Genomic DNA, 15,460 nt, shown 5'->3' with positions numbered 1-15,460 from the left:
CGTGTCCGCCCGGGTCCGTCAGGTCGCTTCGAGCGTGACCGAGAAGGAGAAACGGTCGCCGCGGTAGTGGATGCGGGCCACGTCCAGGGTCCGGCCGTCCTCGTCGTACGTGATGCCCGTGTAGTGCAGGATCGGGCTGAGCAGCGGCACTTGGAGGAGGCGGGCGGTCTCCGGGTCGGCGAGCGTGGCCTCGACGGTGTCGGTGATGCGGCTGATGCGCACGCCCACCACGTCGCGCAGGACCTTCGTCATCGGCCAGCGCGCCAGGTCGTCCGGGTCGATGCGGGCGGCCAGTTCGGGGCGGATGTAGTTGCGGGCGTGGTTGGTCGGCTCGCCCGTCTTCTCGTCGCTGCGCAGCCGGTGGTAGGTCGCCACCTCGGCCGAGCCAGGGAAGTGCCCGGCCAGTTCGGCGGGGAGCGGGGCAGTGCCGTGGTCGAGGAGGCGGGTGGTCATGCCGGACTGCTGGGCCACGATCGCGTCGACCGAGCCGAGGAGACGGACGGGTGAGCCGCGTCGCGCACTGGGCTCGATGAACGTGCCGCGGCGCCGGTGGCGGGTGATGAGCCCCTCGTCCTCCAACTCCTTGAGGGCCTGCCGCATGGTCAGCACGCTCACCCCGTAGTGCCCCGCCAGCTGCTCCTCCGTGGGCAGCCGGAGCGGGGCGTCCGGGGTGCGGCCGAGTATCGAGGCGCGCAGCGACTGCGACACCTGGTACCAGAGCGGCAGTTTCCGATTCAGGACGATCGAGTCCGGGGCGAAAGCAGTCACGGTCTCTCCGAATCGGTAGCGCTGCCTCAGTTGTGCCGCGTCCGTCGTGTCGCGTCAGTCACGGAAGTGGCGCTCCAGACCTTGCCATACGTCGTCATAGCCGCGCTGCAGGTGGGACGCGGTGGCCGCCTGCTCCGTCGCCGTCACCGGCCACCGGGTCTCGAACATGAAGGCGAGGCCGTCGTCGATCTTCTGCGGCTTCAGCTCGGCCGCCGACGCCCTCTCGAAGGTCTCGCGGTCGGGGCCGTGCGCGGACATCATGTTGTGCAGCGAGCCACCGCCCGGCACGAAGCCCTCCGCTTTGGCGTCGTACGCGCCCTCGATGAGGCCCATGTACTCGCTCATCACGTTCCGGTGGAAGTACGGCGGCCGGAACGTGTCCTCGCCCACCAGCCAGCGCGGCGCGAACACGACGAAGTCGACGCCCGCGAGGCCCGGGGTGTCGGACGGCGAGGTCAGCACGGTGAAGATCGACGGGTCGGGGTGGTCGTAGCTGATCGAGCCGATGACATTGAAACGGTGCAGGTCGTACACGTACGGCACGTGGTTGCCGTGCCAGGCGACGACGTCGAGAGGGGAGTGGTCGTACGTCGCGTGCCAGAGGTTGCCGCAGAACTTGTTCACCACCTCCACCGGGCCCTCGACATCCTCGTACGCCGCGACAGGCGCCCGGAAGTCCCGTGCGTTCGCCAGGCCGTTGGCGCCGATCGGGCCGAGGTCGGGGAGCTGGAAGGGGGCGCCGTAGTTCTCGCAGACGTACCCGCGGGCACTCGCGTCGAGCAGCTCCACGCGGAAGCGGACGCCTCGCGGGATCAGCGCGACCTCGCCGGGCTCGGCGTGCAGCAGGCCGAACTCGGTGCGCAGCAGCAGCCCGCCCTGCTCGGGGACGAGGAGCAGCTCGCCGTCCGCGTCGCTGAACACCCGGTCCGTCATGGAGGAGTTGGCGTGGTAGAGGTGGATGCCCATGCCGGTGCGCTGCGTCGCGTCGCCGTTGCCGCCGAGGGTCCACAGGCCGGCGAGGAAGTCCGTGCCGGGCGCGGGCTCGGGGAGCGGGTTCCAGCGCAGCCGGTTCGGGTCCGGCGCCGTCTCGGTGAAGGGGGCCGTGCGGATCGCGCCGTTGTCCGCGCGGGTGAACGCGGGGTGCGCGGCCGAGGGGCGGATGCGGTACAGCCACGAGCGGCGGTTGTGCGCGCGGGGCTCGGTGAAGGCCGAACCGCTCAGCTGCTCGGCGTAGAGGCCGAGGGGGGCGCGCTGCGGGGAGTTGCGGCCGTGCGGAAGCGCGCCGGGCACCGCCTCCGAGCTGTGTTCGTTGCCGAAGCCGGAGAGATAGGTCAGCTGCTCGGCTGTCTTGCGCGCGTCGCCCTCGCCCGCACGGCTCGCGTCCCTCACGTGGTCCCCGCTCATCATCGCTCCCTCGTGACTGATTCCTATGGGACACCGTAGGATTCGGGATTTCCTTCCGCAAGAGGAAACGCCCTCCTTCTGCCTCGGGAGGAGGACCCTTCGTCCGGCCGCGACCGGAATGTGGTCGGGGGAAGCCGTGAGGCCGAGTGGTGCCCTACTCTCCCGGAATGCCCCACCGGAACCCTCCCAAGGAACCGCGGCTCCCGGCCTCCCTGCGCCGCGTGCCCGTGCAGGAGCGCAGCGCGGAGCGCCTGACCCGGATCCTCGACGCCTGCGCCGACGTCCTGGACGAGGTCGGCTACGAGGACCTCACCACCCGCGCGGTCGCCCAGCGCGCGGGCGTCCCGATCGGCTCGGTCTACCGCTTCTTCGGCAACAAACGCGCCCTCACGGACGCCCTCGCCCACCGCAACCTCGACGCCTACGCCGAGCGGGTGGCCGCCCGGGTGAGCGGCGTCGGGCACGCCGACTGGCGCGGCGCGGTCGACGCCGCCTTCGACGAGTACCTGGACATGAAGCGGACCGTGCCCGGCTTCGGCCTCGTCGACTTCGGCGTGCCCTGCGCCCCGGACGCGATGCCGGACGCCAACGTCCAGGTGGCCGAGCGGGTGGCGGCCCTGCTCGCGGACCACCTCGGCAGCCCGCTGGACGAGCGGCTGCGCCGGACCGTGCTCGTCGGCGTGGAGGCGGTCGACGCGGTGCTCCAACTGGCCTTCCGCGGCCGCCCCGCGGGTGACCCGGACCTGGTCGAGGAGGCTCGGACCCTCCTGCACGCGTACTTCGCACGGACGCTGGACTGAGCCGCCACGCCCGCACTTACCGGCGTTGACCTGGAGTTTTGCGCTTATTGCTCGCGCGTCAACATCTTGTTAACACTTCCTGGCGGGTCCTACCGTCGACCGGACCGCCAGACCTGGTGGGAGTTCGATGGTGAACGTTAGGTAGCCCCCATGCTGACAATCCTCGGATTCGTCATGATCGCCACCTTCCTGGTGCTGATCATGATGAAGAAGATGTCGCCGATCGCGGCGCTGGTGCTGATCCCCGCCCTCTTCTGCGTGTTCGTGGGGAAGGGAGCCCATCTCGGGGACTACGTCCTCGAAGGCGTCGGCAATCTGGCGCCCACGGCGGCCATGCTCATGTTCGCCATCGTGTACTTCGGCGTCATGATCGACGTCGGCCTCTTCGACCCGATCGTCCGGGGCATCCTGCGCTTCTGCAAGGCGGACCCGATGCGCGTCGTGGTCGGCACCGCCGTGCTCGCCGCCATCGTCTCCCTCGACGGCGACGGCTCGACCACCTTCATGATCACGGTCTCGGCGATGTACCCGCTGTACAAGCGCCTCAAGATGAGCCTCGTCGTGATGACGGGCGTCGCGGCCACCGCCAACGGCGTCATGAACACCCTGCCCTGGGGCGGCCCGACGGCCCGCGCCGCCACCGCGCTGAAGGTCGACGCGGCCGACATCTTCGTCCCCATGATCCCGGCGCTCGCCATGGGCCTGGTCGCCGTGTTCCTCCTCTCGTACGCACTGGGCCTGCGCGAGCGCAAGCGCCTCGGGGTGCTGTCGCTGGACGAGGTGCTGGAGAAGGAGACGGCCGCCGAGACGGTTCTGGTGGGCGCGGGCGGCGACGACGACCGCACGCCGCTCATCAAGAGGACCACTGGCGGCGTGGGCGCCGACGCCGATCCCGCACAGGACCCGGAGGACGACGGGTTCCAGGGGCTGGACCCGCACCGCGCGACCCTGCGCCCCAAGCTCTACTGGTTCAACGCGGGCCTCACCGTCCTGCTGCTCACCGCCATGATCATGGAGTGGCTGCCGATCCCGGTCCTCTTCCTGCTCGGCGCCGCGCTCGCCCTCACGGTCAACTTCCCGCACATGCCCGACCAGAAGGCCCGTATCGGCGCCCACGCGGAGAACGTCCTCAACGTCACCGGCATGGTCTTCGCCGCCGCCGTCTTCACCGGTGTCCTCACCGGCACCGGCATGGTCGAGCACATGGCCGACTGGCTCGTCGGCGCCGTCCCCGAGGGCATGGGCCCGCACATGGGCCTGGTGACCGGCCTGCTCTCCATCCCGCTGACCTACTTCATGTCCAACGACGGCTTCTACTTCGGCGTCCTGCCGGTCCTCGCCGAGGCGGGCCAGGCCCACGGCGTCTCCACCCTGGAGATCGCCCGCGCCTCCATCGCCGGCCAGGCGCTGCACATGTCGAGCCCGCTGGTGCCCGCCGTGTACGTGCTCGTCGGCATGGCGAAGGTGGAGTTCGGCGACCACACCAGGTTCACCGTCAAGTGGGCGGTGCTCACCTCGCTGGTGGTGCTCGGCGCCGGAATCCTCTTCGGCATCATCTGATGCCGTACGCGATACCCGGGCCCGGTGGCGGGGGCGGGCCAGGAGGCAGGGGCTGGCTGCTCCGTCTCGTCATCGCCTTCGGCTTCGCGCAGGGGGCGGTGTCGATGGCGCGGCCCGCCGTCTCCTACCGGGCCCTCGCGCTGGGCGATTGGGGCCTCCCCTGCTCGAACGAAGTTGAGAGCTCGGGGAAGAACGCGCCATCGGCGTCATCGCGGGCGTCTACGCCCTGCTGCCGCTCTTCGCGGCCGTACCGCTCGGGCGCCGAACGGACCACGGGCGGTGCGCGCCGCTGCTGCCCCTCGGCGTCGTCCTGATCTCCGGCGGCTGCGCCCTGAGCGGCATGGCGGGCTCGCCCTGATGCTCGCCGCGCTCGGCTTCTGCCTCGGCGTCGGCCAGCCGCTCTCCATGACGACCGTCGTCCAGACCGCACCCACCGGCGCCCGCTCGACCGCCCTGGCCCTACGCCTCACCGGCAACCGCCTGGGCCAGGTGGCCGCCCCCGCATCGGCGGGCCTGATAGCCGGAGCAGCGGGCGTGGCGGCACCGTTCGTGATGCTGGGCGCCTTGCTGCTCGTCGCAGCGAGCCTGGGCGCACGAACCCCCCACCCTTGACGGCAGCACCCCACCAGCGGCGCGAAAACCGGCACGCTCAGCCACAAACGACCCGCACTGACCAGCGGCGAGGTCACCGAAGAGGGGCGCGGGGAACGGCGCGCTCAGCCACCCACGCCCCGCACCGGCCAACGGCCAGAACCCGGCAGACGCGTCGGCCGACGGCACGGGGGCAAGGGGCGCCGGCCAGGGCCTTGCCTCGGGGGCGCGGGGAACTGCGCGCTCAGCCACCCACGCCCCGCACCGGCCAACGGCCAGAACCCGGCAGACGCGTCGGCCGACGGCACGGTACGGAAAACGCCCCGGAGGCGTCGACAACCTCCGGGGCGCAACTACCCGTACAGAATCAGCGAGTTACGGCACGATCTTGAGGAGCCGGTTCGGAGAACCGGACCCCGGGCTGGTCACGACACTCGGCGTGGCCCCGTTCACCAGGGCGGAAGCGACCTGCGAAGGCGTGGCCGAGGTGTGCCCCGCCAAGTACACCGCCGCGGCCCCCGCGACATGCGGCGTGGCCATCGACGTACCGGAGATGGTGTTGGTCGCCGTGTCACCGGTGTACCAGCCCGCCTTGATGGAGACGCCGGGCGCGAAGATGTCCAGGACCGAGCCGTAGTTGGACCAGCTGGCCTTGGCGTCGTTGCTGCCGGTCGCGCCGACCGTGATGGCCGCGGGGACCCGGGCGGGGGAGGAGTTCGCCGCGTTCACGCCCTCGTTGCCCGCGGCGACCGCGTAGGTGACGCCGTCGGCGATGGAGTTCTTCACCGCGTTGTCCAGCGCGGTGGAGGCGCCGCCGCCGAGCGACATGTTGGCCACGGCCGGGGCACCGGCGGTGTGGTGCCGGGTCACCCAGTCGATGCCCGCGATGACCCCGGCGGTGGTGCCGGAGCCGTTGTTGTCGAGGACGCGGACGGCCACGACCTTGGCCTTCTTGGCGACGCCGTACGTCGTGCCCGCGACGGTCGTGGCGACGTGCGTGCCGTGGCCGTTGCCGTCCTGGGCGGTGGTGTCGCCGTCCACGGCGTCGTAGCCGTTGACAGCGCGGCCGCTGAGCTCCGAGTGCGAGATGCGGACGCCGGTGTCGATCACGTAGGCCGTGACGCCGGAGCCCGCGCTGTCCGGGTAGGTGTAGCTGCCGTTGAGCGGCAGCCTGGCCTGGTCGATGCGGTCCAGGCCCCAGGGGGCGTTGGTCTGCGTCGCGGTGGCCTTGACCCGCTGGTTCTGCTCGACGGAGGCGACCGTGGGGTCGGCGGCGAGGCGTCTCGCCTCCGTCGCGCTCAGCTTCGCGGCGTAGCCGTTGAGCGCGGACTTGTAGGTCTTCGTCACCGAGCCGCCGTACTCGGATATGAGGCCCTTGCCCTGGCTCGTGGCGGCCTTGAGGCCCGAGCTCTTCTTCAGCGTGACGATGTAGCTGCCCTTGACCGCGTCGGCGGAGCCCGCGGCGATCACGGTGCCCTCGGCGGGTGCGGCCTGGGCGGGCAGAGCGGTGACCGTGCCGAGAACGGCGGCGGCGGCGGTCGAGATCGCGGCGGCGATCACAGTCTTCTTGCTACGCGGCATTGCCATTACGAGGGAGTCCTCCTCATAGGCGGCGCGCCCATGGTGGGGCGACGCGACTGTGGGGGGTGTGCGCGTGATCGCACACACAGAAGGGAGCGGTGCGGTTCCGCTCCCGTCGCGAGCAGTAGCGTGGCCGCTCCACGGGTGTAGATCAAGAGAGTCGACGCGTTGTCATGCGTATGTCATGCAACGGAAATCAAATTCCGGGCAAATGCGCGGCGAATGTGGGGTTTTCAGCCCCGCTTCAGCCTCGCGTGTGCTCCTCGAAGTCCCACACCGCGCGTGCACCCGGCCCGACCGTGAGAGTCGAGTGGCCCAACCGCTCCACGTGACGCTGCTTTACGGCCTTGTTCAGTACGAACGTGAACTGCCGCAGGCCCACCCGGTCGCGCGGCACCGCGTCGAGGCGGATCGTGGTGCCACCACGGTCCGCGACGACGCCGCCGCCCGCCGCCGGCCGTACGACGAAGCCGCCGGCCCGCAGCAGCGGCACCGTGTTGTCCAGGTCGCGCGCGGTCACCGCGATACGGACCGAGGTCACGTCGCGCATCAGACGGTCGCGGTAGACGTCGGGGAGGTAGCGCTCCCGGCCGACGTCACCGGGGTAGGACGGCGGTTCCGTCTTGCCGCGCGGATCGGCGAAGTACTCGGGCCGGTACTCCATCGCCCAGGTGCCGAAGGTGTCGTACTGGTCGGTGGTGAACGCCCCGTCGAACCACGGCACCGGCACGCCGTCGCCGAAGTCACGGGTCTGCTGGAACACGAGCGGGTCGGTGACCCCGAGGTCCGGCAGCCGTTCGAGCACGGTCTCCAGGTCGCCGTCGCGTTCGGTGGAGATCCCCATGCCGGCGCTGCCGAGGGCGGTGTCGGGTACGTCGCCCACCCCGAAGACCTCCAGATAGGTCTCGCGGCCCTTCAGGTAGCGGCCGGTCCACGTGGTCCCGTCGGCGCCGGTCGTGGTGCGGACCTCGAAGTCGGCGAACTTCCGTAGGTAGGCGGAGTGTTCGACCGCGTCGGCGGTCTCCCGGTCGAAGACCCCGTAGGCATGGTTGTAGAACAGCAGCTGCCGCTCGCGCGGCGGTTTCTCCTCGGCGCGTGCCGTGCTCACACCCCCTTCGGTCGCCCCGAAGAGGGCGGCGGCGAGGGTCATGGTGAGGGCCAGGGTCATCCGCAACTTCCGGCGCAGCAGCATAGGGGCGAGAGTAGGGCCGGGAGGGCGGCGGACGCGGCTGTTCCGACGAGTGCGACGGTAAAGCCCCCCGCTCGGCCGCGCGCGGGGGCCCTGCCCGGCGCCAGGCCGACCCTGGTGCCAGAAAACTATCAGCGCTAGTTTGTATGGCGGACGACTCCCTGGAGGAATGCGATGAAGGCCCACGACGGCGCGAACGAGGCCCACGACGACCCGAACGAGGCGCACGACGGCATGCACAAGGCCCACAACGGCATGTACATCGACGGCACCTGGCGCCCGGCCGTCGGCACCGAGATGATCACGGTCGTCGACCCGGCCGGCGAACGGCCCATCGGCCAGGTCCCGGCCGGCACCGCCGAGGACATCGACGCCGCGGTGCGCGCCGCCCGTACCGCCCTGCCCCGCTGGGCCGCCACACCGCCCGCCGAGCGCGCGGCCCTGATCGGCGCGCTCCACGACCGGCTGGTCGCCCGCAAGGACGAGATCGCCGCGACCGTCACCGCCGAGCTGGGCGCCCCGCCGCCGTTCGCGCAGGCCGTGCACGCCGGGGTGCCGATCGCTGTTTGCGGTTCGTACGCCGAACTGGCCGCGGCGCACCCCTTCGAGGAGAAGGTGGGCAACTCCACCGTCTACCTGGAGCCGGTCGGCGTGGTCGGCGCGATCACGCCCTGGAACTACCCCCTCCATCAGATCGTCAACAAGGTGGCCCCGGCGCTCGCGGCGGGCTGCACGGTGGTGCTCAAGCCCGCCGAGGACACCCCGCTCACCGCCCAGCTCTTCGCCGAGGCGGTGCACGAGGCGGGCGTCCCCGCGGGCGTCTTCAACCTCGTCACCGGCCTGGGCCCGGTCGCGGGCCAGGCCCTCGCGGAGCACGAGGGCGTCGACCTCGTCTCGTTCACCGGTTCGACGGCGGTCGGCAGGCGGATCGGTGCCACCGCGGGCGCGGCGGTCAAGCGCGTCGCCCTGGAGCTCGGCGGCAAGTCCGCCAACGTCATCCTGCCGAGCGCCGACCTCGCCAAGGCCGTGGCCGTCGGCGTCGCGAACGTCATGTCCAACTCCGGCCAGACGTGCAGCGCCTGGACCCGCATGCTGGTGCACACCGACCGGTACGACGAGGCGGTGGAGCTGGCGGCCGCCGCCGCGGCCAAGTACGGCCCCCGCATCGGCCCCGTCGTCAACGCCAAGCAGCGGGCGCGGGTACGCGGCTACATCGAGAAGGGCGTCGAGGAGGGCGCCCGGCTCGTGGCGGGCGGCCCCGAAGCGCCCAAGGAGCAGGAGCAGGGCTACTTCGTCCAGCCGACCGTCTTCGCCGACGTCACTCCGGAGATGACCATCGCCCAGGAGGAGATCTTCGGCCCCGTGCTCTCCCTCATCCGCTACGAGGACGAGGACGACGCCCTGCGGATCGCCAATGGCACGGTGTACGGTCTCGCGGGCGCCGTCTGGGCGGCCGACGACGCGGAGGCGGTGGCCTTCGCCCGCCGCATGGACACCGGCCAGGTCGACATCAACGGCGGCAGCTTCAACCCCCTCGCGCCCTTCGGCGGTTACAAGCAGTCGGGCGTCGGGCGCGAACTGGGCGCGCACGGCCTCGCGGAGTACCTCCAGACGAAGTCGCTCCAGTTCTGACCCCCCGCCGGCTCCGTGAGCCCGCCCGCTTCCCCAAGGAGTACGTGAACGTGGTCCGCGCCGCCATTCTCTCCGCCGTCGGCTCCCCGCTGGAGATCGCCGACATCGAACTGCCGGAGCCCGGCCCCGGCCAGGTGCGGGTGCGCCTCGCCGCCGCCGGGGTCTGCCACTCCGACCTGTCCCTGTCCAACGGCACGATGCGGGTTCCGGTGCCCGCCGTCCTCGGCCACGAGGGCGCGGGCACCGTGGTCTCCGTCGGCGAGGGCGTCACCGGGGTCGCCCCCGGTGACGGCGTCGTCCTGAACTGGGCGCCGTCCTGCGGCGGTTGTCACGCCTGCTCGCTCGGCGAGGTGTGGCTCTGCGCGAACGCCCTCGCCGGCGCCGCCGACGTCTACGCGCAGCGGTCGGACGGCACGGACCTGCACCCGGGCCTGAACGTCGCCGCGTTCGCCGAGGAGACCGTGGTCTCGCAGCGGTGCGTCCTGCCGGTGCCGGACGGCGTCCCGCTCACCGACGCGGCCCTGCTCGGCTGCGCCGTCCTGACCGGCTACGGCGCCGTGCACCACTCGGCGAGGGTCCGCGCGGGCGAGAGCGTCGCGGTGTACGGCGTGGGCGGGGTGGGCCTCGCCACGCTTCAGGCGGCCCGGATCGCCGGTGCCTCGCGGATCGTCGCGGTCGACGTCTCTCCGGAGAAGGAGGAGCTGGCGCGTGCGGCGGGCGCCACTGACTACGTGGTCGCCTCGGAGAAGACCGCCCGCGACATCCGCGGGCTCACCGGCGGCCACGGCGTCGACGTGGCCGTGGAGTGCGTGGGCCGCGCGGTGACGATCCGCACCGCCTGGGAGTCCACGCGGCGCGGCGGACGCACCACGGTGGTCGGCATCGGCGGCAAGGACCAGCAGGTCACCTTCAACGCCCTGGAGCTCTTCCACTGGGGCAGGACCCTGTCCGGCTGCGTCTACGGCAACTCCGACCCGGCAGCGGACCTGCCGGTCCTCGCCGAGCACATCCGGGCGGAGCGCCTCGACCTGAGCGCCCTGGTGACCGACCGGATCGCCCTCGACGGCATCCCGTCCGCCTTCGACCACATGATCGCGGGGAAGGGGGGCCGGGCGCTGGTCGTCTTCTGATCGGCGCCGGCCAACTTCTGACCGGGCGCCGGGCCTGGGGCAGGGGCTCCGGTCAGGCCGCCTCGGGTGAACCGCCCAGGCGCGGAAAGGACTTGGCCCCCGCCAGGAACACCAGTGTCGTCACCACGAACGGCCACGTGAAGGCGTGGCCGCCGGACGGGGCGAAGAGGGCCGCCACGGCCGGGCCGGCCGCCGCCGCGGCACCGGCGCCCACGAGCGCGTACGCGAGTGTCGCGGGCCGCGCCGGCAGGAAGACGCCGCACAGGGCGAGGGCGACGAGGACGGAGTTGTAGCCCGCCGTGCCGTCGGCGATCCGCTCGGCGGGCGCGCCCAGCGCCCACGCCGTGGCGATCCCGGCGGCGCTGCCGAGACACGCCACCCCCGCCGCGTGCCGGTCGGCGAGGAGAAGGCCGAGGAGCAGCAGAGCGCCCACGTACCACTGCGGCATGAAGAAGATCTCCGCGAAGCCGGCGAAGAATCCGCGGGCCAGTTCGGCGGGCTGGACCGCGGTGGTGCCGGTCGCGGATCCGGGGAGGACCGCGAGGCCCTCGCCGTGGTGCCAGACCCGCTGGAAGCCGGGCGCGCCGATGGTCATGGCGCTCGCGACCAGGCAGTACGGCAGGGTGAGCGACGGCAGCCCCCAGGTGCCCAGGAACCGCACCACGGCCGCGGTCACGACGGTGACGACCACGCAGCCCGCGAGCGCGAGCAGTGCCGTCGAGAGGTGGCGCGGGCCGAGGAAGACCGCGGAGCAGAGCGCCGTCAGGCAGGCGTTGAACCCTTCGAGGCCGGCTGCGACCCGGTCGCGGTCCACACCGAGGAGCCGCGCGGTGGCCGTGCCCACGGCGGTACCGGTCAGACCGTAGAGCCCGTACTCCCAGCCCGCCGCGGAGAGCGCGAGGAAGAAGACCGCGCCCGCGACGGCGCTCGGCAGGAAGGTGACCTGGGCCTGCCCGCGCAGCACCTGGACGGCGAAACCGCGGAGGCGTGGCGGCCCAAGTGCCCGTACTCCGGCCTGAGTCGAGCTCCCCGCGGCCTTCGCCGAGCCCTCGGCGTCCGGCGCATCCGTCACGTGCCCCACGGACCCCTCCCGTGTGATGTTCCCGTTGCGTCCGACAGAACGGATGCAGGTTACAGCTATATGCCGGGGCGGGGCGCCGCGCCGACGTCACCGGCGGGCGGCGAACCAGGTGATCGTGACGTCGTTGGGGAACGGCTCGCGCCTGGTCACGCGGAACGCCGTCGGGCTGAACTCGCCGTCGAACACCGGGATTCCGGTGCCCGCGACCACTGGATAGCTCTTCACGATCAGCTCGTCGAGCTCGGGCAGCAGCGCCGCCGCGAGCCGTCCGCCACCGCACAGCCAGATGTCCTTGCCCTCCTGCCGCTTGAGATCGCGGATGAGGGAGAGCGGGTCGCCGCCGACCACGGTGACCGTGGGGTCGGGGGCGGAGCCGAGCGTGTTCGAGACGACGTACTGGCGCAGGTGTGCGTAAGGGCTCGGGGTGCCGTGGGCCAGGGCAGGGCGGTACGTGCCGTGGCCCATCACCACCGTGTCGAAGCGGCGGTTCGGCGCGTCGGCGAGACCGACGAGCGGGCGCAGGGCGGTGGGGACCGTCTCGGGGTAGCGGGTGTTGACCCACGCGGCGTAGGCGGTGGCCTGCTCCTCGTCGCCCACGGGATAGAAGTCGACCTCGCCGCCGGGACCTGCGATGTAGCCGTCCAGGGAGGCGCCGATGTAATACACGAGCCTACGCATGAGATGACTCCCTCTATAGTACTCTTTCTATAGTGGTGTCAACATAGTACTGCAAATGGAGTGGTGTCAATGGTGCGCAGGAACGACGAACGGCGTGCGGCTCTGGTCGACGCCGCCATCGAGGTGCTGGCCGCGGAAGGCGCCCGCGGGCTCACCTTCCGCGCGGTCGACACCGAGGCCAAGGTGCCCACCGGTACGGCCTCCAACTACTTCGCCAACCGCGACGACCTGCTGACCCAGGCGGGCGCCCGGGTCTACGAACGGCTTCAGCCCAGCGAGGAGGAGGTCGAGCGCCAGCGCGGCGCCAAGCCGGACAAGGAGACGTACGCGGCGCTCATGCGCGAGGTCGTCGGACGGGTCAGCGGTTTTCGCACCGGCTATCTCGCCCTGCTCGAGCTGCGCCTGGAGGCGATCCGGCGCCCGGATCTGCGCGCCGTGCTCACCGAGCGCGTCCGGGCGGACCTCGATGCCAATGTCGCCTATCACGAGAGTTCCGGCCTGCCCGGCGACGCGACCGCCGTGCGGCTGCTCTACCTGGCTTTCAACTGGCTCATCGTCGAGCAGCTCACGCTGCCGGGCGTGCTCTCGCAGGACGAGCGCGACGCGCTCGTGACCGCGGCGGTGGACCGCATCGTCACGGAGTGACGGCCTGTCGGCGGCCCGGCCACGGGCTGGAACGCAGTTCCCCGCGCCCCTGAAAGCAGGGGCCGCGCCCCGCTTTCCCCCTCGCCCGCGGAGCCGTCAGCGTCCGCGCACCGCGCCGACCACCTGCTCGTACTGCAACGCCAACCCGTCGAGCAGAGCCCTGAGGCCCGTCTCGAAGGCGCGGTCGTCGATGAGCTGCTGGCGGTCCGCGAGGAGGTGGGCCTGGCCCAAGTGGGGGTAGTCCGCCGGGTCGTACGCCGTCTCGTCGTCCACGAAGCCGCCGGCGAAGGAGCCGAGCGCGGAGCCCATGATGAAGTACCGCATCAGCGCGCCGATCGACGTGGCCTGCGCCGGCGGCCAGCCCGCGTCGACCATCGCCCCGAACATGGCGTCCGCGAGCCGCAGTCCGGCCGGGCGGCGGCCGGGGCCGCGGGCGAGCACCGGGACGATGTTCGGGTGCCGGGTGAGCGCGGCCCGGTAGGAGGCCGCCCAGTCGTGCAGCGCCGTACGCCAGTCCCGCCCGTCGGCGGCGTCGAACATCGACAGGTCGACCTGCGCGCTCACCGAGTCGGCCACCGCCTCCAGGATCTGGTCCTTGGTGCGGAAGTGGTTGTAGAGGGACGGCCCGCTGACGCCCAGTTCGGCGGCGAGCCGGCGCGTGGAGACGGCCGCGAGACCCTCCGCGTCCACGAGGGCGCGCGCCGTCTCGACGATGCGTTCTCGGCTGAGGAGGGGCTTGCGCGGTCGGGCCATGCGGCACATAGTAGGGCTGCCACCAGAAACTAGCGCTGCTAATTTAAATGTCGACGACGTGAAGAGGGTGTCCACGATGAACCTGGAGCTCAGCGAGGAGCAGACCGCCGTCCGGCAGCTGGCCAAGGACTTCGTCGCGCGCGAGGTCGCCCCGCACGTCGTCGAGTGGGACCGCGCCGAGAGCGTCGACCGGGCCCTCGTGAAGAAGCTCGGCGAGGTCGGCTTCCTGGGGCTCACCATCGACGAGGAGTACGGCGGCTCGGGCGGCGACCACCTCGCGTACTGCCTGGTCACCGAGGAGCTGGGCCGCGGCGACTCCTCCGTGCGCGGCATCGTCTCCGTCTCCCTCGGCCTCGTCGCCAAGACCATCGCGTCCTGGGGCAGCGAGGAGCAGAAGCGGCAGTGGCTCCCGGGGCTCACCTCCGGCGCGTACGTCGGCTGCTTCGGGCTCACCGAACCCGGCACCGGCTCCGACGCGGGCAACCTCACCACCAGGGCCGTGCGCGACGGCGACGACTACGTCATCAACGGCACCAAGATGTTCATCACGAACGGCACGTGGGCCGACGTCGTGCTGCTGTTCGCGCGCACGAACGACATCCCCGGGCACAAGGGTGTCTCCGCCTTCCTCGTGCCCACCGGCACGCCAGGCCTCGGCCGCCGCACCGTCCACGGCAAGCTCGGCCTGCGCGGCCAGGCCACCGCCGAGCTCGTCCTGGAGGACGTCCGCGTCCCGGCCTCGGCCATGCTGGCGCCCGAGGGCAAGGGCTTCTCCGTCGCCATGTCGGCGCTGGCCAAGGGCCGCATGTCGGTCGCCGCGGGCTGTGTGGGCATCGGGCAGGCCGCCCTGGACGCCGCGGTCGAGTACGCCGGTGAGCGCGAGCAGTTCGGCAAGACCATCGCCCACCACCAGCTGGTCCAGGAGCTGATCAGCGACATCGCCGTGGACGTCGACGCGGCCCGCCTGCTGACCTGGCGCGTCGCCGACCTCATCGACCGCGGGCAGCCCTTCGCCACCGAGTCCTCCACCGCCAAGCTCTTCGCCTCGGAGGCCGCCGTGCGCGCCGCCAACAACGCCCTCCAGGTCTTCGGCGGCTACGGCTACATCGACGAGTACCCGGCGGGCAAACTGCTCCGGGACGCCCGCGTGATGACGCTCTACGAAGGCACCAGCCAGATTCAGAAGCTGGTCATCGGCCGCGCGCTGACGGGTGTTTCGGCGTTCTGAGTACGTGCCTGAGTAGCCGAGCGGATGTGATGGGGCGACGCGCTCCCCGATGCTTGCCCCATGACTGAGCCGCACATCAAGCAGCAGAGCACCACGGCGTTCTACGGCCAGGCCATCGCGTCCTTCGCCGTCGCCCTGGCCGCGGTGTCCATCGGGATCGGTTACCTGGACGCCTCCGCCTGGGTGCGGGCCTTCCTCGCCATCTCGGTGCTGTATCTGACGACCTCCGCCTTCACTCTCTCCAAGGTGATCAGGGACCGCCAGGAGGTGGAGCAGATCGTCAGCAGGGTCGACCAGGCCCGCGTCGACAAGCTGCTCGCCGAACACGACCCGTTCACCAAGGCCTGACCCGGCCGGCTCCCTAAGCGCTTGCTCACCATCAGCGGTATGGTGTCCCTCCCGACAGACCGGGTCAGGTGC

Annotated in this window: 14 protein-coding genes and 1 pseudogene; 8 read left to right on the top strand and 7 right to left on the bottom strand. The window is 71.5% G+C overall.

Translation table 11 applies throughout. The features are described 5' to 3' along the window. Positions 1-18: 18 nt before the first annotated feature. A complete protein-coding gene (locus ACOBQB_RS17405; RefSeq protein WP_423592785.1) occupies positions 19-768 on the bottom strand; it encodes a GntR family transcriptional regulator in 750 nt (249 codons plus the stop codon). 54 nt (positions 769-822) lie between these two features. After that, positions 823-2,172, bottom strand: a complete 1,350-nt coding sequence (hmgA, locus tag ACOBQB_RS17400; RefSeq protein WP_423592783.1) for a homogentisate 1,2-dioxygenase — start codon at positions 2,170-2,172, stop codon at positions 823-825. A 167-nt stretch (positions 2,173-2,339) separates the two neighbouring features. On the opposite strand from hmgA, the gene ACOBQB_RS17395 reads away from it, so the two are divergent. The 3 genes and pseudogenes from ACOBQB_RS17395 (at position 2,340) to ACOBQB_RS17385 (ending at position 5,144) form a co-directional block, all read left to right on the top strand. Then, a complete protein-coding gene (locus tag ACOBQB_RS17395) occupies positions 2,340-2,972 on the top strand; it encodes a TetR/AcrR family transcriptional regulator (protein ID WP_423592781.1) in 633 nt (210 codons plus the stop codon). Positions 2,973-3,122: 150 nt separating this feature from the next. Further along, positions 3,123-4,532: a CitMHS family transporter gene (locus tag ACOBQB_RS17390; RefSeq protein WP_423592779.1), complete on the top strand. Its 1,410-nt coding sequence runs from the start codon at positions 3,123-3,125 to the stop codon at positions 4,530-4,532. Beyond that, positions 4,532-5,144: pseudogene (locus ACOBQB_RS17385) on the top strand (MFS transporter). Before ACOBQB_RS17390 ends, ACOBQB_RS17385 begins: the two are co-directional and overlap by 1 nt. 354 nt (positions 5,145-5,498) lie before the next feature. Here ACOBQB_RS17385 and ACOBQB_RS17380 read toward each other — a convergent pair. Together ACOBQB_RS17380 and ACOBQB_RS17375 are read right to left on the bottom strand one after the other, a co-directional pair. Further along, on the bottom strand, positions 5,499-6,710 hold the full coding sequence (locus tag ACOBQB_RS17380; protein ID WP_423592777.1) for a S8 family peptidase: 1,212 nt from the start codon (positions 6,708-6,710) through the stop codon (positions 5,499-5,501). Positions 6,711-6,948: 238 nt separating this feature from the next. After that, the gene (locus tag ACOBQB_RS17375; protein ID WP_423592776.1) at positions 6,949-7,896 is read right to left on the bottom strand and encodes a DUF5829 family protein; all 948 of its coding nucleotides are present in this window, start codon (positions 7,894-7,896) and stop codon (positions 6,949-6,951) included. Between the two features lie 231 nt (positions 7,897-8,127). Between ACOBQB_RS17375 and ACOBQB_RS17370 the strand changes: the two genes are divergently transcribed. Then, the gene (locus ACOBQB_RS17370) at positions 8,128-9,525 is read left to right on the top strand and encodes an aldehyde dehydrogenase family protein (RefSeq protein WP_423598550.1); all 1,398 of its coding nucleotides are present in this window, start codon (positions 8,128-8,130) and stop codon (positions 9,523-9,525) included. Positions 9,526-9,575: 50 nt separating this feature from the next. Beyond that, entirely contained in the window at positions 9,576-10,655 is a 1,080-nt protein-coding gene (locus ACOBQB_RS17365) for a Zn-dependent alcohol dehydrogenase (protein ID WP_423598548.1), read from the top strand. 52 nt (positions 10,656-10,707) lie between these two features. Here the strand turns inward: ACOBQB_RS17365 and ACOBQB_RS17360 are convergent, their stop codons facing one another. Together ACOBQB_RS17360 and ACOBQB_RS17355 are read right to left on the bottom strand one after the other, a co-directional pair. Beyond that, the gene (locus ACOBQB_RS17360; RefSeq protein ID WP_423592775.1) at positions 10,708-11,727 is read right to left on the bottom strand and encodes an urea transporter; all 1,020 of its coding nucleotides are present in this window, start codon (positions 11,725-11,727) and stop codon (positions 10,708-10,710) included. A 96-nt stretch (positions 11,728-11,823) separates the two neighbouring features. Next, positions 11,824-12,414 carry a dihydrofolate reductase family protein gene (locus tag ACOBQB_RS17355; RefSeq protein ID WP_423592773.1) on the bottom strand — a complete coding sequence of 197 codons (591 nt, stop codon included), beginning with the start codon at positions 12,412-12,414 and terminating at the stop codon, positions 11,824-11,826. A gap of 69 nt (positions 12,415-12,483) precedes the next feature. Between ACOBQB_RS17355 and ACOBQB_RS17350 the strand changes: the two genes are divergently transcribed. Beyond that, positions 12,484-13,059 carry a TetR/AcrR family transcriptional regulator gene (locus ACOBQB_RS17350; RefSeq protein ID WP_423592772.1) on the top strand — a complete coding sequence of 192 codons (576 nt, stop codon included), beginning with the start codon at positions 12,484-12,486 and terminating at the stop codon, positions 13,057-13,059. 96 nt (positions 13,060-13,155) lie between these two features. On the opposite strand, the gene ACOBQB_RS17345 is transcribed toward ACOBQB_RS17350, so the two are convergent. Then, the gene (locus ACOBQB_RS17345; protein ID WP_423592770.1) at positions 13,156-13,812 is read right to left on the bottom strand and encodes a TetR/AcrR family transcriptional regulator; all 657 of its coding nucleotides are present in this window, start codon (positions 13,810-13,812) and stop codon (positions 13,156-13,158) included. Positions 13,813-13,888: 76 nt separating this feature from the next. Here ACOBQB_RS17345 and ACOBQB_RS17340 point away from each other — a divergent pair, with 76 nt between their 5' ends. Next, positions 13,889-15,040, top strand: coding sequence for an acyl-CoA dehydrogenase family protein (locus ACOBQB_RS17340; protein WP_423598546.1), 1,152 nt, complete (start codon positions 13,889-13,891; stop codon positions 15,038-15,040). 60 nt (positions 15,041-15,100) lie between these two features. Beyond that, positions 15,101-15,388, top strand: a complete 288-nt coding sequence (locus ACOBQB_RS17335; protein ID WP_423592768.1) for a YiaA/YiaB family inner membrane protein — start codon at positions 15,101-15,103, stop codon at positions 15,386-15,388. The last annotated feature ends 72 nt before the right edge of the window (positions 15,389-15,460 follow it).

Source organism: Streptomyces sp. G5(2025) (assembly GCF_049542075.1).
Taxonomy (GTDB): domain Bacteria; phylum Actinomycetota; class Actinomycetes; order Streptomycetales; family Streptomycetaceae; genus Streptomyces.
The sequence above is the reverse complement of the archived record's forward strand: the minus strand, read 5'-3'. Positions and strand labels throughout refer to the sequence as shown.